This is a genomic window from Saonia sp., assembly GCF_056326165.1.
The window spans coordinates 270,467-294,218 of sequence record NZ_JBWFBN010000002.1 but is presented as its reverse complement, the minus strand read 5'-3'; the positions used below and the strand labels follow the sequence as shown (position 1 = coordinate 294,218).

The following is a 23,752-nucleotide window of genomic DNA, read 5'->3' as shown; positions in this document are numbered from 1 at the left end:
GACTGAAAACTAACTAAAACCAATACAATGCAAAAGAACATTCGCCCATCTGATATAAAATATGTGTTTTTCTTTTGTATTGCATTGGTTTTTGGCTGTAAACAACAAGAACCATCACCGCCTCTATCTCCGGAACAAGCTCTAAAATCTTTTGAACTGGCTGAAGAAGATTTAAAAATAGAATTGGTGGCTTCTGAACCGCTTGTCCAAGATCCGGTGGCAATCTCTTTTGATGAGGCAGGAAGGCTTTGGGTTGTGGAAATGTTGGGATTTATGCAGGATATTGATGGAACAGGTGAAAAGGATAAAATTGGGAGAATATCTGTTTTGTTTGATGATGACGGTGACGGACAAATGGACCGAAGCACAATATTCATGGATAGTCTTGTATTACCAAGAGCAATTGCTGTAGTAAATGGTGGAGCCTTGTTTGCAGAGAATTTCCCTTTATGGTATGCTCAGGATACTGATGGTGATTTTGTTGCTGATTCCAAAATTTTAATAGATTCAACTTATGGTGGTATTGGCATGCCAGAACATTCTGGTAATGGTCTTTGGAGAGGTATGGATAACTGGTACTACAATGCCAAGTCCAAATCACGTTATAAAAGTATAGATGGAAAGTGGGTACGAGACCAAACAGAATTTAGGGGGCAATGGGGCATTAGCCATGATAATGCAGGCAGATTGTTCTACAATTACAATTGGTCCCAACTGCATGCGGATTTAGTTCCACCAAATACTTTACAACGAAATAAAAACCATGTTCCATCCAGTGGTATTGACCATGGACTTACTTTGGAAAGAGAAATTTTCCCCATTAGAAGCAACACAGCAGTAAATCGGGGTTATGTTCCGGGAACATTGGACACTGAGGGAAAACTTTTGGAATTTGCATCCGCTTGTGGGCCTTTGGTCTACCGCGGAGATGCACTTCCAAATACATTTTTAGGTGATGCCTTTGTTTGTGAGCCTACTGCCAATTTAATTAAAAGGAACAAAGTAATTGAAGATGGTTTTATGCTTAGTGCAAAAGGAGTCTATAAAAACAAAGAGTTCCTTGCCTCTACAGATGAGCGTTTTAGACCTATTTCCTTGGCCACTGGTCCAGATGGTGCTCTTTATGTTGTAGATATGTACAAAGGCATTATTCAGCATGGTCCTTATATGACTCCCTATTTAAGAGAAACCACATTAAAAAGAAAACTGGACAAACCAATAAATATGGGGCGAATTTGGCGAATTTCCTCAAAAAAGAACAAATCCAATAATTTTAAAGATTTAGCATCTTTGAATGAATCTGAATTGGTTTCCCTTTTAGAAGACCCTAATGGATGGACCAGAGATATGGCACAAAGACTTTTGGTAGAAAAGGAAGACACTTCTTTATTTCCAGAATTAGAGCAGATGGTTGCCAATGGTAATCCATTTGGGCAATTTCATGCACTTTGGACACTCGAAGGCTTAAATTATTCTAATTCTGAAACCTACATTTCTGCTCTTACGGCAAAAGACCCAAAAGTTGTTCAAACAGCATTACGCCTTTTAGTTCAATTAATCCCAAATCAACCAGAAGTAAAAGAAGAAATTCAACAGTTTATAAAAACAAACTATTCCAAGGTAAATCCTTTGGTGCAAATGCAAATGGTATTAATAAGTAATCAAATTGATGCGAAAATGGCATTCCAGATTACCAAGAAATTCTTGGAAAGTTACGGAGATTTACCAGTTGCACGAGATGTTGCCATGAGCAGTTTGGAAAATAGGGAATCTCACCTATTAAAATATTTACTTACCGAAAAGGAATGGGAAGATTATGGTCAGAATAGAGAAATATTTCTGGAAATGTTGGTAACAGGAATTACCAGAAAAAAATCTGTTGATGAAATTAACCATCTTTTTCATATTGCCGAAAACTCCAAAGACGATTCCAAGATATGGGTCAAAAATGCCATTATCAATGGCATGCTTAATTATAGCGGTGCCAATGATACCGTAAAAATAAAATTGGCAGCTATACCCAAGTTATTTAAAAATAAAACGGATGAGGGCAATCAATCACAATGGGATAATTTACAAAAGCTGTTCACATGGCCCGGAAAAGTGGAAGATACTAAAATTGCAACCAACAACTCATCCCAAGATATAGATCAGAATGTATATGCTACTGGTAGGCAGAAATATTTAAATCTTTGTGCAAGCTGTCATGGAACACAGGGAGAAGGTATGGCAAGATTTGCCCCACCATTAAAACAGTCAGAATGGGTCACTGGAGAAGATTATAAACTAACAATGATTTTATTGTACGGTATGGAGGGACCAGTGACTGTTAATGGAAAAAAATATGATATTCCAGACATTCTACCAAGTATGCCATCTTTCTCAACTCTTCAAAATGAGGAAATAGCGGCTATTCTAACCTATATAAGAAATTCATGGGGACATTCAGAATCTGAAGTAACAAATAGAACCGTTGGTGGCATTCGCTTTAGAACCCAAGGTAAAATAACTCCTTGGAAAGAATCGGAATTGGACACCATTACTTTTGATGTGAAATAGAATATTAATTAACCTAACCACAGTTTAAATGTGGCAATAATATCCTTTCCGCCATAAAAAGCAATCAATACAGAGAACATAAAAGCTAAAACCAATCCTGTATTTAATATCCATCCAGCTCTATGTTCTCCCATTCTACTTTTCCTATTAATAAGGACTATGATTGCCAAAACAACTAATGGAAGCACCAGTACTAGAAATACTTGAGTAAAAAGCTGCACTTCAATTGGGTTAGCACCTCCAAACGCAGGGCCAATAAGCCCTATAATAGCAGCAATTGCAGTAATAATTTTAAAAAATTTTGTGTTCATATTTAATTTCCCCTCTGAATAATCCGAGTACATCAACGGAGTAATCATCATTATGGGAAAAATGGAGGATAGACCTGCACTAAGAGTGCCGGTCAAGAAAATGACCAAAGCAAATTTTCCAGCAATGGGTTCTAACGTACCTACCATATCTAGAACTTTAGTGACTGTTTTTCCATCTTGATATAAAGTAGCCATTGAAATAACCATAATGGATGCACTAATAAGAAATATGAAAAACGAAGCGTTTCTGGCATCAATAGATTGTAACTTTTTATCCTTTATTTCCCAATTCTTTGCCTGAATAAAAAGTGGTCTGGAAAGAAATGTAGCAGATGCCATTGTTGTACCCACAAACACAATGATAAGTCTGTTTGCTCCTGCTACTTCTGGTATAGACGGAATTAGACCTTTAACAACAGTAACTGGATTAGGTAAAACAATAAATATTGAAAACAGAAAACTAAGTGCCATAACACTCACAATAATCTGAAGTACTTTTTCAAACAAATGGAACTTACCTCTATTCAATATAAAATAAATGGTACCAACATTAATCAGCGCAAATAGTAAAACCAAAGATTTAGAATGTTCTGCTAAACTTGGCCAAAAAATATTTAAAGTCTCAAAAATAGCATTGGAAGTAATCGTAAGGTTTCCCATTAAGGAATTCCATTGTCCAAAGGTCAGTCCAATTATAATCAACCAGCAAATTGTTTTTCCATATTTCAGATGCTTTTTAAAAGCAAACAAGGCTGTTTCCCCTGTTACAATATAGTATCTTCCGTAAGCCTCAATACATGCCCAAGAAAACAAACAACTTAGCAGCAACACCCATAGCAAATCCATTCCGTAGCGACTACCCGCCACTATCATAGATGTAACACTCCCTGTTCCAATGGTAAAACCAATGGCAAGAATGGAAGGTGCCAGTTTATTAAGGTACTTTCTAAAATTAGTTTTCATTTTAAAAAAGGCATGCCTTAATTTCTAGGCCCATACCTTATCCCCTTTTTTATATGGAATAACAGGTTCGTACTTACCTGGTATTGGCACATATTCCCTTGCTATTGTCATACCAATTTCAGAAGAAAAATATCCTGAGGTAGTAAGGCCTTTTAAGTGGTCAAAATAATGTACAACGGGTTCTTCCATTCCTTCTTGTTCTAATGACAATGCAGTAGCTTCTTCTTGCAAGCCCTGTAAAACATTAAATTTTTCATCCGAACTTAAGCCTTCAAAGGAACTATTGTACTGTTTTGCACAGTATGTATCTAACATATTTAGACCATTTAGAACAATCTCTTGATCTTCTGGCAAAAAACAATCTTTTATCATTACCACCATATAAGCACCAATTTCTGCAGCTTTAGCTCCCGGCGATTCAGGAGTTGTAGGTAGTATGGTTTCTCCTATTTCATCTAACAAAGGAATATCTGCTTCTGAGATTTCTGTACGCAACTTTGGAGTATACTCACAAGATTGTAAAATCCCAATTGGTAATACCATTGCGGTACCCCCTATTAATGCAGCTCTTTGTAAAAAGTCTTTTCTATTCATGCTTACAAATTTCTTTTATTTAATTCTTCAACCGCATAATTGGCAGCTCTAGCAGTGATTGCCATATACGTCAATGATGGGTTTTGGCAGGCACTGGATGTCATACAAGCTCCATCAGTAACAAATACATTTTCTGCTCCCCAAACCTGGTTATGTGCATTGAGCACAGAAGTTTTTGGGCTTCTTCCCATCCTAGCAGTTCCCATTTCGTGGATATTAAGCCCCATATTTCTAGACTGCTTACGATTCTCTATATTCTTAAAACCAGCTGTATCCAACATTTCCATGGCCGTTTCTACCATATCTTTTTCCATGGCTCGTTCATTCTCCTTTAATTCTGCATCAATTTGTAGCAATGGCATTCCCCAATCATCAACTTTATCTTTACTTAAAGTCACTTTGTTTTCATGATAAGGCAGGCATTCTCCCATACCACCCATTGTAAACCTCCATGGTCCTAAAGAGGTTAAATCATCTTTAAGTTCTTTACCTATAACAGTTTCACTTACTTCACTTCCAGGTCCTCTCCTACCCCCACAGGAATATGCATAACCTCTAGTAAATGCAGTTTGTTTATCCTTACCAAAGTTTCTAAAGCGTGCTATATATGTCCCCGTAGGTCTTCTACCAGAAAAATATTTGTCCTCAAACCCTTCAAACTCACCCTCCACTCTAGCATTGTAATTGTGATCCATTAAGTTATGTCCCAATTCACCGCTATCATTACCTAATCCATTTGGAAAACGGTCAGATTTTGAGTTCTTTAAAATCAATGTAGTGTTGAGCGTGGCTGCATTTACAAATATAATTTTAGCGTAATATTCCGTAATTTCTTTTGTATTGGTATCAATCACTTTTACACCTGTTGCTTTCCCTTTTTTGTCATCATATATTATAGAATGTACAACTGAAAATGGTCTTAAGGTCATATTACCCGTTTTCATTGCTGCTGGCAGTGTAGATGAATTACTACTAAAATATCCTCCAAATGGACATCCTCTCTCACACAGGCTTCTATATTGACAAGGGCCTCTACTTCCTACCTTTTCACTTATATTAGCAGTTCTTGCAATAATTAATGGCCTGTCTTCATAGCTTTTTTTGAATAATTCTTTTACGTGCTTTTCTAAATAATTCATTTCCATTGGCTTTAAAAATTCACCATCTGGAAGTTGAGGAAGACCATCTTTATTACCACTGATTCCCGCAAATTTCTCAACATGACTGTACCATGGTGCTAAATCCTCATATCTTATGGGCCAATCCACTCCATGACCATCTTTGGCGTTGGACTCAAAATCCATAGGACTCCATCGTTGTACTTGTCTTGCCCACATAAGAGATTTCCCTCCTACTTGGTATCCCTTAATCCAATCAAAAGGTTTTACCTGTTCGTACGGATGTTCTGCATCTTTTACAAAATATTGCTCAGTAGCCTCTCCAAATGCATAACATTTACTAATAATAGGGTTTGCTTCTGTAACACTTGTTGGCATTCTATTTCTATGTGGAAATTCCCATCTGGGCGTATGAGCAGTAGTATAATCTTTAATATGTTCTACATTTCTACCCCGTTCTAAAACCAAGGTTTTTAAACCTTTTTCGGTAAGTTCTTTAGCTGCCCAGCCTCCGCTCATTCCTGAGCCAATTACAATAGCATCATACGTGTTCTCAGCTATTGCGTTAATATTTAAGTTTACTGATTTCATTATAATTATCGTATAATCTTATTAGTTGTTTGTTAGCTTTTTATTGTTCCTGTAAGATACGGACTTTCTTAATATTTATCTTTTTCGGATTTAAAAAATACCATGTACTACTTTTTAAATTGATTCAAGAAAACCCTAGACCACCATTAATATCATAATTAGAGCCCGTAATAAATGATGCTTCATCCGAGGCTAAAAAAGCCACAAGGTTAGCAACATCTTCAGAGGTTCCTTCTCTTTGCAATGGAGTCGAATTAGCCACTCTTCTCCGAACCTCATCTGGAGTGAAAGTATCATGAAAAGTGGTATTTATTAATCCAGGGCAAACTGAGTTAACCCTAATGCCAGATGGTCCAAATTCTTTAGAAAGTGATCGGGTATAGGTAGTAATGGCGCCTTTTGAAGCAGCATAAAGGGAAGATCCCCCTCCACCTCCATCACGGGCTGCTAATGAAGATATATTTACAATACTTCCACCAGCAGGAATCATTCCAACAAAAGCTTTTGACACTAAAAAAAGGGATTTAAAATTCACATCCATTACTGCATTATAAAAACCTTCATCTTGTTCCTCTAATTTTTTACGTGCAATTAATCCCCCAGAATTATTCACCAAAATATCCAAACAATTTCCATATGTATTAATGGAAAAATCTTTTAACTTTTTAACTTCATTTGATTGTGTTAAATCTGCCCTAAATATGGTAGCTTCTCCTCCATTTTTTTTAATTAAGTCCAGCGTTTCTTTTGCGCTTTCTTCTGATTGAAAATAATTGATGATCACTTTTGCTCCACCAGAAGCCAGTTTAATAGAAATAGCTCTTCCTATATCCCTTGCACCTCCAGTAACCAGCGCTATTTTATTTTTAAATCGCATGATTTTAGTATTAAATTGAACTTAAAAAATTAAAAAGCTCACCAAGAAGACAAATAGTCTTCTTGATGAACTTACTGGTATTGGTCATTGGTTATTCTATTTTCTGCCTGAGTTACTTACAAAGGCAATATGTTTGCTATCTGGTGACCAAGAATTCACGTTAATTGTTCCTTGCCCACCGTACATAGTTGCTATAACTTTTGGAGCACCACCAGAAGTTGGCATTAAACGCAACATCACTTTTTTATATGATGGATGAGAGTTTAAAGCTATATCTGTATCAAACGAAATAAAGGCAATCCACTTTCCATCTGGAGAGATATGTGGAAACCAATCATTATAGTGGTCAAAAGTTATTTGCTCTTTTTTGCTTCCATCTGGTTTCATTCTCCAAAGCTGCATTGTACCCCCATTTTTGGAACCGTTATAATAAATATATTTTCCATCTGGCGAGTATTCACACCCATCCACATGTTCCAACTTTTTATTATTGGTTAACTTCACTTCTTTACCGCCCTTGATAGACTTCTTGTATATATCATATATCTGCACACCATTCCGCTGTGCAACGTAGACCATATCTCTGTTGTTTGCACCCCAACCATGTAGATAGGAAGGAGCATCTGTTGTTACAGCTTTGGGCTCCCCTCCTGTAAGTGGCAGTACAAAAACATTGGACCCATTTCCATCATTATGACTTATCCCAAGTAATTTCCCATCAAAAGAAATACAATGGTCATTATTGAGCCTATCCGCAGAACCTGTGTTCAGCTTTTCAATCTCTCCCCCATTAATTGGAATGGTAAAAAGAGAGCCGTCCATATTAAATAATAACTCTTTGCCATCTGGCATCCAGTTTGGGGCTTCAAAGCGACCATCCTTTTCATAAATAACTTTACGTGTTCCATTAAATACATTCATTGTCTCCAAACGGCATCCTAACCAACCATTATCTCGGACGCTATAACCATCTGCTACGGGTTTATCAATACGAACATTCCAAACTTTGGCAGTTTCAACAACATCTTCATCATGTGATGAAATTACAATTCCGACAAGCGCTTCTTCTGGCATAAAATCTAAAACCTTGGAACTTATTGTTTCTAAAGCTTCCCCTTTTTGTGCAGCACGTATGATAAATTTGTTGCCCTTACGCTCTAACTGTATAATTTCAAAATAGCGTTTTGTAGCCCATACATCATCAAATGGATTTTGCATATCGGCTCCTCTTCTTTCTCGCCATTGTGCGGCTGTAAGACCATCGCCATGAAGAAATCCACCTACCATTACAGAATTATCTGCATTAGTAGAACGAGCCATCCATCCAATCTTACGATGCACTTCATTAACCCCATCAAACTTAAAATTTGCAGTTACAATAAAATCCCCGCTCATTTTATTGTATAGATAGCGATGTTCATCTCGCTGACCCCATATATTATATCCTGCCCCTTTAATTGTATAGGTCTGTGTTGCTTCATCATAAGAGGCATCGCCTGCCAATTTTGGGCTACCTATATCTTCATTAAATTTAAAATCACCTATTGGATTTTCTTCTTGAGCCATAGTCACAAGAGATACGCATAAGCAAAATAACAAGCATTTGATTTTCATTTTTAAATATTTATGTTAATTATTACTTTACCAACCAGGGTTCTGCTCCAAAACTCCATTACTTAAATCAATAGCTTCAATAGGAATAGGAAACATGTTATGTTTTGCTTCTGCCTGAATTCCAATATTAATTCCTGGAATAGTTCTTTCCTCATTAGGAAAATAGGCATTTATTGTTTCCTCCAAGATTCCCCACCTCGCTAAATCAAAATAACGGTGCCCCTCCATTCCTAACTCAATTCTTCTCTCAAAACGCACAGCTTTTCTAGCAAAATCCTGATCTGGGAAACTTGTATAGGGTTCCACTTCATAATTGGTTGGGTTTACACCGTCCACTGTTGGTACCGGGGTTGAGTTTTTTGCCCTATTTCTTATCTGATTCACATAAGAAAGAGCTGTATCAAGATCCCCGGTTTCCACCAGTGCCTCTGCCGCCATCAATAATAAATCTGCATATCTGATGACATTGTAATTTATTCCTGAACGATCTTGACCCCAAGGCCCTCCTGTTGACCTAGCGTCTGGTTCTGTTATTCTATAAGTGTTCTTAGCAGCTAAATAAGGCCCCCCAGCTGCCTGTACCCTAACCCAATCTGATCCAGGGTTACGGCCAAAACCGTTAAAATCAATATCACGCCTTCCTACTGTATAATCTAGTCTTATATCTAATGGACCACTATGAACCGTAAAAGGATCTGCAGATGCAAGTCCTTGGTCGTTAGTTACATCTGTTTGATTAAATGTATCTAACAAAGGCAATCCCGTTCCATCTGTTTGAAAAGCATTTACCAAATCTTGAGAAGGTTGGTAAAAACCACAACAAGTACCCAAAGGTCCTCCTCCAGGGTGGTTTAATGCTCCTCCTCTATTTCCATTAAAAGAATCACCTCCATCATTAAGGAATTCTATACTAAATATTGCTTCAGGGCCATTTTCGCCAGCTACGGTAAAATTGTCAACATATTCTGGATTCAATGCATAGGGTCCGTTATTAATCACATCTTGAAACATGGTCAATGCCTCGGAAAATTTACCTTGATATAAATATGTTTTTCCAAGATACGCTTTGGCAGCCCATCTATTTGCCCTTCCTACTTCTCCCTGGTCTTCTGGAAGATCATTTATCGCAGCTTGAAAATCTTCTTCAATTTTATCCCAAATAGGTCCAGTATTTGGTTTATTAGGGTCGCTTAAATCTTCCTCTCCAATGAAAGGAATATTTTGAAAAGTTCTTTGAAGTTCAAAATTAAAATGAGCCCTAAGAAACCGTGCCTCTGCTATTTGCCTAGAAAGATCAACACCCTCTATTTCATTTGCTTGGGCAATAACAGCATTAGCTCTATTTACGCCTGCAAATGGACCCACCCATTCATCCCTTATATAAGGGTTATTTGTAGCCCAATCATAATGTTCTAACAAATAAAGTTCATTTTGATCTCCATTTGTAGCTCCCTTATGGGCATCATCAGAAACCACATCAAACCACCAATTATCACCACTGGAACGATAGTCTTGAGTAAGACCAAATCTAAATCCATCTAACATGGAATATGCTCCAATCAAAAGCAAATCCACTCCCTGTTCGTTGGCCAGTGCATCGGAGTTTAAACTCCCTTTTGGCGCAATATCAGTGAACTCATCACTACATGAAAATAGCATAAGAAATGCTAAAACTGTTTTTAATATATTTTTCATTTTAGTTTATTTTAAAATTAAAAAGTGATGTTAAAGCCAAGAATAAAAGACTTTGGTTGAGGGAATCTACCACCATCAACCCCAATGGTTAAATCTGCAGCAGGCTCGTTAAGACCACCACCAGTGGTTCCTATCTCTGGCTCTGAACCTTGATAATCTGTAATCGTGAACAGATTGGTTCCTTGTAAATACACTCGGGCGTTAGTAATATTTAAGCTTGGCAATTCAAAATTATATCCTAGCTGAACATTTCTTAAACGCATGTATGAAGCATCCTCAACAAAATAAGAATTTGGTTGCGACTCATTATTGCGAATACTAGTACTTAATGCTGGTAATATTGCATCTGTATTTGTTGGGCTCCAAGAATCCAACACCCTAGTACTTCTATTACTATTTAAAAAAGTTGGAAAATCACTTTCTATTTTAGAAAAATGATAGGCTTCATTTCCTTGTGTTCCTTGAAGGAAAAATGTTAAGAAAAAATCTTTATACGTGAAATTTGCATTTAGTCCATATGTAAAATCTGGATGCGGATCACCAAGTACTGTTCTATCATCATCATTAATAATACCGTTCCCATCTATATCTCTATAACGGAATCTACCAACCCCATCCTCTGGAGTAGGAAAGCCTTGATCAGGTGCAGAGGATACTTCGCCTGCATCTTGGAATATTCCAATTACATCTCTACCATAATAATAAGATATTGGTTGTCCACTAGAACTTCTAGTTATTGTACCTGACCTAAATACAGAACCATTAAGGAAGGCATCTGGATTATCACCATTTACCTTAACAAGCTCATTCTTATAAACAGAAACATTTAAACCAACATCCCATTTTAATTCTGATGTCTGATTTGGATTATTGTAGTTAAATGTGAAATCAAATCCTTTGTTATTTACTTCACCCGCATTAATAAATGCAGCGTCTGCATCAATAGATGTAGTTGGTAATGGACTAGCAATAATCATATCAATAGTGGTATTGTTAAAATAATCTAACGATACATTAATGTTATCATTCAGCAATCCAGCATCCAATCCAATATTGAACTGACTGGAACGTTCCCATTTTAGTCCAGGATTTCCTAGAGAGGATAATATGGCACCGGTAGCCACAGAAGCTCCGCTAATAGGATAAAAACCGACTTCTTGTTGTGCTTCTAATATATTTACGTCTGGATTGGGAACAGGTATATCCTGATTTCCTAACTCTCCATACGATAATCTAAGCTTAAGAAATGAAAATGTATTATTGTCTGACATAAAATCTTCATTACTTATAACCCATCCCAAACTTCCGGCAGGAAAAACACCTGTATTATTTCCTTCGGCAAATCTAGAGGTCTTATCATGTCTTAAAGAGAAAGAAGCAAGGTATGTATCTTTATAGGAATAGTTGGCGTTAAAAAGATAGGAGAACAGTGTGCTATTTTCCCATCTACTATCTATAATAGAGGGTGTTCCAGTACCTGCACCTAGGATAAAGAAATCGGTATCCTCAAGCAAAAAATTCTGTACTCTAGTTCCCGTAATTCTAAACTCATCACTTACAGCTTCCACACCACCCAGGAATTGTATGTTGTGGTCACCTATTATTTTATCCCATCTAATGGTATTACTCCATATCCATGAAATTGCTCTACTATTAGTTTCTGTAAGGGCATTGGTCTTAGGTTCTGGTGCTTCTGGATTTGCCCTGGAAATATCATTTATCGTACGATCGTTGATGTTGAATCCATACGAAGATTTTGCTGTAAAACCATCCAAAAATTTAACTTCAGTATACACATCACCTAAAATTCTAATTCCTTTATCAAAATTATCTTTTCCTCTTATGAGCTCTGCGACTGGATTGGATACATTACTAAGTCCTGCAGCTGTTGATGGTCCACCACCAGCAAAATTTCCTGCATCGTCATATATAGGTACTAAAGGTGGCATTCTCAGTGCGCCGCCCAATTGGTTTTGTGCCAATTGATCAGTAAAACCAACATTAAGATGTTCGCCAATTCTTATATTATCTGTTACATCAAATTCAGTATTCAACCTTGTAACAAGACGCTCAAAACCTGTATGTATTTGTATCCCTTCAGTATTTTGATATCCAACGGACATTAAATAACGGCTCTTTTGATTTCCACCTTGAATTGATACATCATAATTCTGTATCATAGCTGTTTGAAAAATCTCATCTAACCAATCTGTATTGGAACCTCTAGTAATTTTATTTGTGTTGATATCATATGGTGACGCATCAGAACCTCTAATAAATTGAGGAATTACTGCGTTAGGTCCATTGCCATATTGAGGATGAGTAGGTGTTACCCCATCATTTATAAAGCTTTGCCACAAAACATCACCTAATTGCTGGGCATCCAACAAGTCTTGCGTCTTGCCAACTTGCTGAAATCCAATATATGAATTGAAGCTAACAGTAGGTTTGTCATTTCTAGAACCAGTTTTAGTGGTGACAATAACAACACCATTAGAAGCCCTTGCACCATATATCGCTGCTGAAGCATCTTTAAGTACGTTGATTGACTGTATATCGTTTGGATTTATTTGGCTTAAAATACTGGCATCTGTTGTTTGCATACCGTCAATTACCAATAAGGGGCCATTTCCGTTGGTGGTTCCAAAACCTCTAACTCTTATTAAGGGAGTACTCCCTGGCTGACCACCGCCTACTACACTTACACCTGAGGCTCTACCCTGCAGTGCCTGCCCTGCATTCTGTATTGGAACAGCTAATGCTTCTTCTGTATTCACTTGAGACATGGCTCCAGTTACAGTAGCTTTAGACTGAGTTGTATACCCAGTAACGATCACTTCATCTAACTGGCTTGCATCTTCCTCTAGTATGGCATTTATAACTGAACTTACACCTACAGCAACTTCTTGTGTGGTAAATCCAAGATAGCTAAAAACCAATACATCATTACTGTCTGCATCAATGGTATAGTTTCCATCAAAATCTGTTTGGGTACCATTGGTAGTTCCTTTTACCAAAACATTGGCTCCTGGCAATGGCGCTCCATCGGCATCAGTTACAGTACCAGTAATTGTGTTCTGTACAACTTCCATTTCAATTCTAAAAGAATTGGGTTCAAGATTCGCCATTAACGGTTGTAGTGTAAGGCAAATCAACATTAATAAAGACCATGTAGCAAAAGAGTGTTCTCTTCCTTTCGGTTTTAGGCAATGATGAGTGATTTTTTGATTCATAATCATTGTGTGTTAGTTTAATTTAATTAGTTAAGCTTGCTTAAATAGCAATAGTCAAAATGGGTGCAACTTAACCACAAACCAAATTTGCGGATAGGTATTTTGATTCACACAAAGTAGAAATACTTTAAAATAGAGAGGTCGAAAAACTGTTTAAACAGGTAGGTATTTTATCATTTGCAACAGCAATAGCATTCCAATTTGCCTTGGAAATGAACTTTAAAACAATAATTAATTGAAAATGAGATGTATAAAGCAAATTTAGTTTTATAACAAATACATGCTTCTTTATGCCAAATTGGATTTAGGCTTTAGGTTTAGCTTTTTTTCGGCAACAAAGGTAGAAGGACTTTGTCCGTAATATTTTTTGAACAATGTGCCAAAATACTTGGCGTCTGAAAAACCAACACTATAAGCCACCTCACTTACATTGTAGTTATATTTTAGTAACATTGATCTTCCCTTTTTTAATCTAATGGTACGTACAAACTCATTGGGAGATACATCTATCAAAGATTTAAGTTTATGATAAAAAGAAGTTCTGCTCATTCCCATGGCCTCGCATAGATCCTTAATGGAGAAATTTGTATCGCTAATATTGTCCTCTACCAACTGCGTTAGCTCTTTCATGAAATTGTCATCCAATTTATTAGAAAATTTAATCTCCCCTTCTCTTTCATTATGTATTAAAAACTTACGTTTTAAAACCATTCTATTTTGTAATAAACCTTCAATTTTGCTTTCCAAAAGTTCATAATCATAAGGCTTAACAATATAATCATCTGCTCCAATTTCTAACCCTTGCATTATATGCTCCTTAGATCCCAAACCAGTTAATAAAACTACTGGGACATGGCATGTTTCAATGTTTCTTTTTAGCTTCATGCATAGCTGAAGGCCACTTATCTTGGGCATCATCACATCGCTAATAACAATATCTGGTAAAGAATTTTTAACAATTTTTAAAGCAGAATTACCATTTGAAGCTGTTAACACATGGTATTTGTTATTCAACTTACTTTTACTAAAGTTTAAAAGGTCCTCATCATCTTCAACCAAAAGCACTTTAATTTTTGGCCCTATCGTTCCTTCTTCTACTTTTAAATCCACAACACTATCCATTACTTGGACATCGCTATTCATTTTTGTAGTGCGTTCATAAGGAAAGGTAAACGAAAATACGGACCCGTTTGAAGAACTCTCCTCTAGAGCAACTTTACCACCCACTAGTTTGGCCAAATCACTCGCCAGCACTAACCCAACACCAGTACCTAAACTTCCTGATTCTTGTGCATTGAAAGACCTATGAAAAAGACGGAATATTTTCTTTTTCTGTGAAGGGGGAACACCAATTCCGGTATCCTTTATCAATATTTTACATTTCCGATCTGTCACAAGAAGTTTTACGCAGATTTTACCATTGTTCATTGTATATTTTATTGCATTGGAAAGAAGGTTTCCCACAATTTTATCCAATATTTTCTCATCAGTATTAATAATAAGTTCCGAAGAATTTGTATCTAATGAAAGTTCAATATTTTTTTTGTCGGCCAAAACCTTATATACAAATATCTTGTCCTTTATAAACCTAATTAAATCCATTGAATCCAGAATTATAGCTTTTTTACGCAATTTAAAATGCCTAAAATCTAAAAACTGAATCATTTGCATATGGACCTTTTCGGCATTTTTCAATGCAATATTAATGCCCTGTTGCATGGAAGATTCTATTCTATTATTATTCAATAAATCTGTCAGCGGTGCCTTTATCAGCATCAAGGGTGTCTTTATTTCATGAGCTATATTCACCAAATAATGTAGCTTTTCTCTAGAATGCTTGGACTGTATTCTTAAACCATTAGTGTATATAAGCATGGCTATAAACAACAACAGGGCAATGAAATAAAATAAAAAAGCCCAAGGAGTAAGCCAAAAAGGTGAGCGTATTATCATTTTTACATTTTTTTCAGGAGCAATAAGTTCCCCCTTTTGATCTATTATTCTTAACCTAAAAATATAGTCCCCAGGATACAAGTTAGTATAGCTGGCAATGGATGTTCCTGGGTCTGATACCCAATCTTGATCAAAATTTTCTAGTTTCCATTGAAAATTGCCTTGATCTGAATGTAAAAAATCTATACTGGTAAAGCCAATGGAGAATGAATTTTGGTTATGTTTCAATTCAATAAGATCTGTATCATTCAACGGTTCTTTTAATGGAGATTCATCATCTGACAACACACGTTTATGATTTAAATAGAACTCACTAAAAGCCAATGATTTGTTTGATTTAACTGGCTTAATCTCATCAGGGTTAAATGTTATAACTCCATCATTGGTTCCAAAATACATTTGACCATTAGAATCCCTAATTGCTGCGTTATAATTAAAATCTACCGAAATCAATCCATCAGATTCTGTAAAATTGGTTATGCTATTTTTACTATCTATTCTTGAAATTCCCTTTGAGGTACTTGCCCATACATGGTCATCATCTGCGGCCAAAGCAAAAATCCGATTAGACAATAATCCATCCTTTAGCGCAAGCTTTGTCAAAGTATTCTTAAAGAAATTAATAACAAACAAGCCTTCATATCTTGTTCCTACCCATAACTGCTTGTTAGAATCCATCGCCAAACTAGATATCATAGTAGTTTTAAGTATAGAATTATTAACAACGTTCCTATCATCAATTTTTCCATTATCTGTATCTACAAGTATCAATCCAGTAGATGTGCCAACTGCAAGTTGTTTTGCGGTTATACTCAGCATTGCTTGGACATTACCTACCGTAAAAGGATAATGACCTACATTTTGAGAAATTTTAGAATAATAATATATTTTCTTGTTATCGTCATCACTAAACCACACCATGTCATTTAATCCTGCATAGACATTAATAAAATTATATGTGCTTAAATCTGGATTAAAGTCCTTGGTGCTATTATAGCCTTGTCTTTTGCCTTTTTTAAAAAGAACTAAGGAATCTGTATAGGATGTAGACCATATATTATGTTCATTATCCACTGTGATTGCCCTGGAATTGGACATATGTTTCCCCTTTTTAAGGTCTATATCTACCTGATGCCATATATCTTTTTCCTTATCCCAAATACTTAATCCCTTATCCGTTCCAAAAGCAATGACTCCAGGTGACATTTCCTCCAGCATCATTACCACATTGTTTCTAAGCGAATTTTTATCGTGTGGTAAGTTTTCAACTGATTGAAAATTTAATTTTCCAGGGCTATATACATTTAACCCACCATGCCAGGTAGAAATAAACAATGCTCCTGAGCTATTTTTAAAAATTTGCTGAACAGATTTTGAACTCAATGCATTTGGGCCAGTTTCATCATCGCTTATTAATTGATTTATTCTTTCATTATTTAAATCCCAAAAAAGCAATCCTTCCCCATCTATACCAACTATAATCTCTCTTTCAGAAAATTTTTCTATGCTCTTGATATAAAGCCCTTTATATGAAGACAAACTCTCTGGCTTACTAAAATCAAAATTAATTAGATTAAAAGCACACAACCCTAATTTTTTAGAGCCTATCCATAACCTATCATTCTCTTTGTCAATAAAAAGAGAGTTTATTCTTGAATTTTTTAAGCCTGTATTTTTTGATGAACTAACTTCTAGCAAATCATATAAAAATTCCTGATTACTGTCCAAAACCACAATACCATTGTCTCCGCCTAAATAGTATTTGTGATTGTCATCTTGTGTTATTGCAGAAGTTAAATACGCAACGCTTTGGATTCTATTAAAATTTCCGGTAAGTGGATCCAATACTCGTACCCCATCATACATACCAAACCATAGTTTGTCATCATGGTCAATAAAAAAGGTGTGAACAGCTTGGTCCGTTTTTTCTTCAAATTTATGGAAAAGCATAAACTCATCTTTCTTTGAGTCATACTTATAAAGCAAACCGCCCATGGTAACCAACCAAATCTGGTTATTAGAATCTATCTTTAATCTATATTCAACATAGTTAGATGTCCTATATTTATATAAATTGGGTAGTGTATAATGTTTAAATTTTAATCCATCAAAACGATCTACACCTTCCTCTGTAGAAATCCAGATAAATCCATATTTGTCTTCAATAGTAGAAAAAACAGTATTACTACTTAAGCCTTGGCTAACCCCATATTTTTGAAAAGTAAAATGTTGTGCCCATGAAAAAGTAGATACGGCCAACAAAATAAATGTAAAAACAAACTTAAGCATGATTGCATTTTTGAGCAACACCTAAGATAGCAAATTCTAATTTAGTGCAATCACCCAGTAGTATAAGGTCTTTAGGCCATTACATTAATTAAAAAAACACCCCTATTGATATATAGCGATGCTTTTGTATTCTATTTAAGTACTTTTCCTTTATAGATTCTATAAAGTTGAAAGCACTCTTGTTTTTCTTCTAAAATTTAAGGTTCAACATAATTTCATGGGTTCCATTATTTATGTTGCTAACCGTATTTTCCACAGCAGTCTCATAAGCATATCCTATATCGAACAACTCATTGATTTTAAAAATAAACAATGCACTTATGCTTTCATTAAGTCTATGTGCCACTCCAAGTTCAACTTGATTACTGAACTCAAAAAGCGCCGTTACATCTAAAGATAAGGGTGATGCATTTACATATCGAATCATAGCGACTGGTTTAAACATAATTGTACTACTCAAAGGAAAATCATGTCCCCCTGCCAGGTACACATGGATTCTATCATCACTTAATCTTGCTGTACCGTCATTGTTTTCTAATCTACTTGGTGTCAATAATTTTGGCATAGAGAAAGAAAGAAAATACGCTTCGTTCTTTAGATAAACACCAGCCCCAATATTGGGATTAAATCTACCATCTAAGTTCATTAACGATGGGTCAGATTGAATTCCGTATGTCGCCAACCCAGCTGTATTGGCTCTATAGGAATTAAACCCAGCTTTTAAGCCAAAAAACAACTCATTTAGTTCATCCAATTGCACTTTATATGAAAAGTCCATAGATAATGACACTTGATTTTCAATAAACGTTTTATCATTTATAATAGAAACCCCAAGCCCCAAATTCTTTTTAATTGGAGTTCCAAAGAAAACACTTTGGGTTTCTGGAGCTCCCTCAATACTTGCCCATTGACTTCTATAATTTATTCCTAAGTCTGACATTTCACTTGTTCCTGCAAATGCAGGGTTTATCAAGTTCATGTTATACTTGTAAAATGTATAGTTAGGGTCTTGCTGCGCCCTTACAACATTTAAGAAGAACAATACAGTAATGGCTATATATATACTTTTAATTTTCATTTCTTGCTTTTTTACGCTTAATAATTAACGAACACCCAGCCTTGTATTGGAAGCGTTCCATTGTTTAGGTTAATGATATACAAATAGGACCCTGGAGGTAACTTGTTGGATTTGGTTTTATACATTCCTTCCCAATCATTTTGGTACCCTTGTGCAGCAAAAACCTCATGACCCCATCTATTATAAACTGTCAGTACAGAATTAGGGTAGTTTTCTATTCCAGGGATTACCCAACTATCATTAATTCCATCGCCATTTGGTGTAAAAGCCTCTGCTGGTATTAATACTTCTGAAGCATTTGTTGGGGAATCGTCTATAACATCTGGTATTCCATCTCCATCATCATCATCATCAACATTGTCGCCCATACCATCACCATCTGTATCCTTATCTTCATTTGGATTATTAGGGAAAGCATCCTCACTATCTGGAGTTCCATCATTATCATCATCGTCATCACCATTATCCCCCATACCATCACCATCAGAATCAGTATCCTCATCCGGATTATTAGGAAAAGCATCCTCGCTATCTGGCGTACCATCCCCATCTGTATCATCTCCACCTTCAACTACATTTTGTACCGTTACAATCCAATCCTCAGAATCCGTATTACTTGCCGTATCTGTGGCAGTAATTGTTACTTCATAAACATTATCAGTATTGGAATCCGAAGGGTTTTCAAAATCCCTTACAACCATACTCACCACTCCTGTTGAAGCATTTACAGTGAAACTTGCCGCATCTGCACCACTTAAGGTGTAAGTCAAGGCACCAACCGGAGTTCCTGTAATACTTGGTGTTACACTTGTATATGCCGCGTTTTCATCGATACTTACGTTCGCTATTGGGTCAATGCTAAATCCTGTTATGGATTCTACAACATCATCAATAGTCACTGTCCAGTTTTCCGAAGCTGTGTTGGCATCTGAATCCGTAGCGGTAATGGTTACTTCATACACATTATCCGTGTTAACATCCTCTGGAGTTTCAAAATCTCTTGCTACCATACTCACTACTCCCGTTGTAGCATTAATCGTAAAGCTAGCTGCATCTGCTCCTCCTAAAGTATAGGCTACTGTACCCATTGGGCTTCCTGTAATACTTGGTGTTGCACTAGTATATGTTGTGTTTTCACTTACATTGGCATCTGCTATTGCATTAATTGTGAAACTTACTACTTCAGTAATATTCTGCACCGTTACAATCCAATCTTCTGAATCTGTATTACTTGCTGTATCTGTGGCAGTAATTGTTACTTCATAAACATTATCAGTATTGGAATCCGAAGGGTTTTCAAAATCCCTTGCAACCATACTCACCACTCCTGTTGAAGCATTTATAGTGAAACTTGCCGCATCTGCACCACTTAAGGTGTAGGTTAAAGTACCAACTGGTGTTCCTGTAATACTAGGGGTTACACTGGTATAGACTGAATTTTCATCAATATTTACATTTGCTATTGGGTCTATATTAAAACCTGTGGCAGATTCTACAACATCATCAATAGTTACTGTCCAGCTTGTTGAAGCTGTATTGGCATCTGAATCCGTAGCGGTAATGGTTACTTCATATACATTATCCGTATTAACATCTACAGGAGTTTCAAAATCCCTTGCGGCCATGCTCACTACTCCTGTTGATACATTTATAGAGAAACTTGCCGCATCTGCCCCGCTTAATGTATAGTTAACTGAACCTATGGGGCTGCCTGTAATACTTGGAGTTACACTTGTATAGGCTACATTTTCGCTCACATTGTCATCAGCAATAACATCGATTGTAAAACTTGCAATCTCCACTACATCCAATAAGGTTATAGACCAGCTTTCTGTATCCGCATTACCATCCTCGTCCGTGGCCGTAATACTTACTTCATATACATTATCTCCATTGACATCATCTGGGTTTTCAAAACTACGCAATGGCATCGCCACTACGCCAGTTATGCTATTCAAACTAAAAATTGCTGCATCTGCTCCACCAATTGTATAAACAACATTGCCTATAGGACTACCACTAATTGAAGGTGTTGGACCAGTATATGGTGTTTCTTCATCAATGCTTGTATTCGCTATTGCATCTATAGTGAAACTTGTTGTTTCTGACATATCATCAACGGTTACTGTCCAATTTTCTGAATCCAAATTACCGTCAGCATCTGTTGCCGTTATTGTAAGTTCGTAAACGTTATCAGTATCCGCATCCAAAGGATTTTCAAAATCTCTTACTACCATACTCACAACACCAGTTGCCGCATTGATTGTAAAGCTAGCAGCATCGGTTCCTCCTAAAGTGTAGGTTACCGCTCCTACAGGAGTACCTGTAATAATTGGAGTTACACTTGTATAAACCGCATTTTCATTCACGTTGGTATCAACTATAGCGTCAATGGTGAAGCTTGCAGTTTCTATAACATCTTGTACGGTAACCGTCCAATTTTCATTGGCAGTATTGCCGTCATCATCGGTAACGGTAATCGTATATTCAAACTCATTATCTGTATTAGCATCTGCTGGGTTTTCAAAATCTCTTGCTACCATGCTCACAACACCTGTTGCTGAATCTATGGCAAGTAAACCTGAATCAGTTCCTGAAATTGTAAAAACCAGATTTCCAATAGGACTTCCTGTAACAGTTGGTGCCGTACCTGTGAAGGCTGCATTTTCTAAAACTGTCTCTGTAAGTGCATTAAGACTTAAACTTACTGTCTCAATAACATCATCTACAGTTACTATCCAACTTTCTGTATCTGTATTGCTACCTGTATCTGTTCCTGTAATAGTGACTTCATAGACATTGTCCGTGTCATTATCTGCTGGGGTTTCAAAATCTCTTGCTATCATACTCACAACTCCGGTTGCTCCATCTATTGTGAAACTAGCTGCATCCGTTCCTCCCAAAGTATAGGTGATTGCTCCAACTGGTGTACCCACTACACTTGGGGTTGTACTTGTATAGACTGCGTTTTCATTTATAATAATGTCTACAATTGAATTTATAGTGAAACCTGCCGCTTCAACTAAATCATCAACAGTTACCGTCCAATTTTCAGAATCAGTATTACTGTCACTATCCGTTGCTGTGATAGTCACTTCATAAATATTATCTGTATTGGCATCATCTGGAGCCTCAAAATCCCTTACCACCATACTCACAACTCCTGTTGTAGCGTTGATAGTAAAATCAGCTGCATCTGTTCCACTCAAGGTATAGGTCACTACTCCAATTGGAGTACCTGTAATACTTGGCGTTATACTTATATAAGCCGAATTTTCATTTACATTGGTATCCGCAATTGCATCAATGGTAATAGTTACCGTTTCAACTACATTATCAACAGTTACGGTCCAATCTTCTGAATCCGTATTGCTATCCGTATCCGTTGCAGTAATAGTTAACTCGTACACGTTATCCGTATTGTTATCCGCAGGGTTTTCAAAATCCCTTGCGACCATACTTACAACTCCTGTTGAAGGGTTGATTGTAAAGTCAGCTGCATCCGTTCCTCCAAGTGTGTATGTTACCGCTCCTACAGGACTTCCTGTAATGTTTGGTGTTACACTGGTATAAACTACATTCTCATTTACGTTTACATCTGCTATTGCATCGATGGTAAAAGTTACCGTCTCAGCTACATCATCAACAGTTACCGTCCAATCTTCTGAATCAGTATTACTATCATCATCCGTAGCAGTAATGGTTACTTCATATACATTATCTGTATCAGCATCTGCTGGGGCTTCAAAATCCCTTGCTACCATACTCACAACTCCTGTTGAGGCATTGATAGTAAAATCCGCTGCATCTGTTCCACTCAAAGCATAGGTTACAGCGCCAATTGGACTGCCCGTAATACTTGGAGTCACACTTGTATAAATTGCATTTTCATTTACGTTGGTATCGGCTATAGCATCAATAGTGATGGTTACTGTTTCCATTACATTATCAATGGTTACAATCCAATCTTCAGAATCGGTATTGCTGTCCGTATCTGTTGCTGTAATGGTCAACTCATACACATTATCCGCATTATTGTCCACAGGATTTTCAAAATCCCTAGCGACCATGCTCACAACCCCTGTACCTGGGTCTATGGTAAAGTCAGCGGCATCCGTTCCTCCTAGTGTGTATGTTACCGCTCCTACAGGAGTTCCTGTGATATTTGGCGTTCCACTGGTATAAGCTACATTCTCATTTACGTTTACATCTGCTATTGCATCAATGGTAAACGTTACCGTCTCTGCTACATCATCAACAGTTACCGTCCAACTTTCTGAATCAGCATTGCCATCATCATCCGTAGCAGTAATGGTTACTTCATATACATTATCTGTATCAGCATCTGCTGGGGCTTCAAAATCCCTTGCTACCATACTCACAACTCCTGTTGAGGCATTGATAGTAAAATCCGCTGCATCTGTTCCACTCAAAGCATAGGTTACAGCGCCAATTGGACTGCCCGTAATACTTGGAGTCACACTTGTATAAATTGCATTTTCATTTACGTTGGTATCGGCTATAGCATCAATAGTGATGGTTACTGTTTCCATTACATTATCAATGGTTACAATCCAATCTTCAGAATCGGTATTGCTGTCCGTATCTGTTGCTGTAATGGTCAACTCATACACATTATCCGCATTATTGTCCACAGGATTTTCAAAATCCCTAGCGACCATGCTCACAACCCCTGTACCTGGGTCTATGGTAAAGTCAGCGGCATCCGTTCCTCCTAGTGTGTATGTTACCGCTCCTACAGGAGTTCCTGTGATATTTGGCGTTCCACTGGTATAAGCTACATTCTCATTTACGTTTACATCTGCTATTGCATCAATGGTAAACGTTACCGTCTCTGCTACATCATCAACAGTTAC

Annotated in this window: 11 protein-coding genes; 1 reads left to right on the top strand and 10 read right to left on the bottom strand. The window is 36.8% G+C overall.

From position 1 onward, the window contains the following. Positions 1-27: 27 nt before the first annotated feature. Positions 28-2,559, top strand: coding sequence for a DUF7133 domain-containing protein (locus AC000W_RS03955; RefSeq protein ID WP_474746219.1), 2,532 nt, complete (start codon positions 28-30; stop codon positions 2,557-2,559). 8 nt (positions 2,560-2,567) lie between these two features. On the opposite strand, the gene AC000W_RS03950 is transcribed toward AC000W_RS03955, so the two are convergent. The 10 genes from AC000W_RS03950 to AC000W_RS03905 all read right to left on the bottom strand — a co-directional run. Next, entirely contained in the window at positions 2,568-3,833 is a 1,266-nt protein-coding gene (locus AC000W_RS03950; RefSeq protein ID WP_474746217.1) for an Nramp family divalent metal transporter, read from the bottom strand. Between the two features lie 24 nt (positions 3,834-3,857). Beyond that, on the bottom strand, positions 3,858-4,427 hold the full coding sequence (locus AC000W_RS03945; RefSeq protein ID WP_474746215.1) for a gluconate 2-dehydrogenase subunit 3 family protein: 570 nt from the start codon (positions 4,425-4,427) through the stop codon (positions 3,858-3,860). Between the two features lie 2 nt (positions 4,428-4,429). Next, positions 4,430-6,136, bottom strand: coding sequence for a GMC oxidoreductase (locus tag AC000W_RS03940; RefSeq protein WP_474746213.1), 1,707 nt, complete (start codon positions 6,134-6,136; stop codon positions 4,430-4,432). Positions 6,137-6,260: 124 nt separating this feature from the next. Further along, complete coding sequence (locus tag AC000W_RS03935; RefSeq protein WP_474746211.1) at positions 6,261-7,013, bottom strand: SDR family NAD(P)-dependent oxidoreductase; 753 nt, start codon at positions 7,011-7,013, stop codon at positions 6,261-6,263. A gap of 96 nt (positions 7,014-7,109) precedes the next feature. Next, on the bottom strand, positions 7,110-8,579 hold the full coding sequence (locus tag AC000W_RS03930; protein ID WP_474746209.1) for a TolB family protein: 1,470 nt from the start codon (positions 8,577-8,579) through the stop codon (positions 7,110-7,112). 75 nt (positions 8,580-8,654) lie between these two features. Then, positions 8,655-10,322 carry a RagB/SusD family nutrient uptake outer membrane protein gene (locus tag AC000W_RS03925; RefSeq protein ID WP_474746207.1) on the bottom strand — a complete coding sequence of 556 codons (1,668 nt, stop codon included), beginning with the start codon at positions 10,320-10,322 and terminating at the stop codon, positions 8,655-8,657. Between the two features lie 17 nt (positions 10,323-10,339). Next, positions 10,340-13,555: a SusC/RagA family TonB-linked outer membrane protein gene (locus tag AC000W_RS03920; protein ID WP_474746205.1), complete on the bottom strand. Its 3,216-nt coding sequence runs from the start codon at positions 13,553-13,555 to the stop codon at positions 10,340-10,342. Between the two features lie 288 nt (positions 13,556-13,843). Continuing rightward, the gene (locus AC000W_RS03915) at positions 13,844-17,797 is read right to left on the bottom strand and encodes a hybrid sensor histidine kinase/response regulator transcription factor (protein WP_474746203.1); all 3,954 of its coding nucleotides are present in this window, start codon (positions 17,795-17,797) and stop codon (positions 13,844-13,846) included. A 190-nt stretch (positions 17,798-17,987) separates the two neighbouring features. After that, complete coding sequence (locus AC000W_RS03910; RefSeq protein WP_474746201.1) at positions 17,988-18,875, bottom strand: PorP/SprF family type IX secretion system membrane protein; 888 nt, start codon at positions 18,873-18,875, stop codon at positions 17,988-17,990. 17 nt (positions 18,876-18,892) lie between these two features. Continuing rightward, positions 18,893-23,752, bottom strand: a 4,860-nt coding sequence (locus tag AC000W_RS03905; protein WP_474746199.1) for a T9SS type B sorting domain-containing protein, incomplete at its 5' end; no start/stop codon positions are given.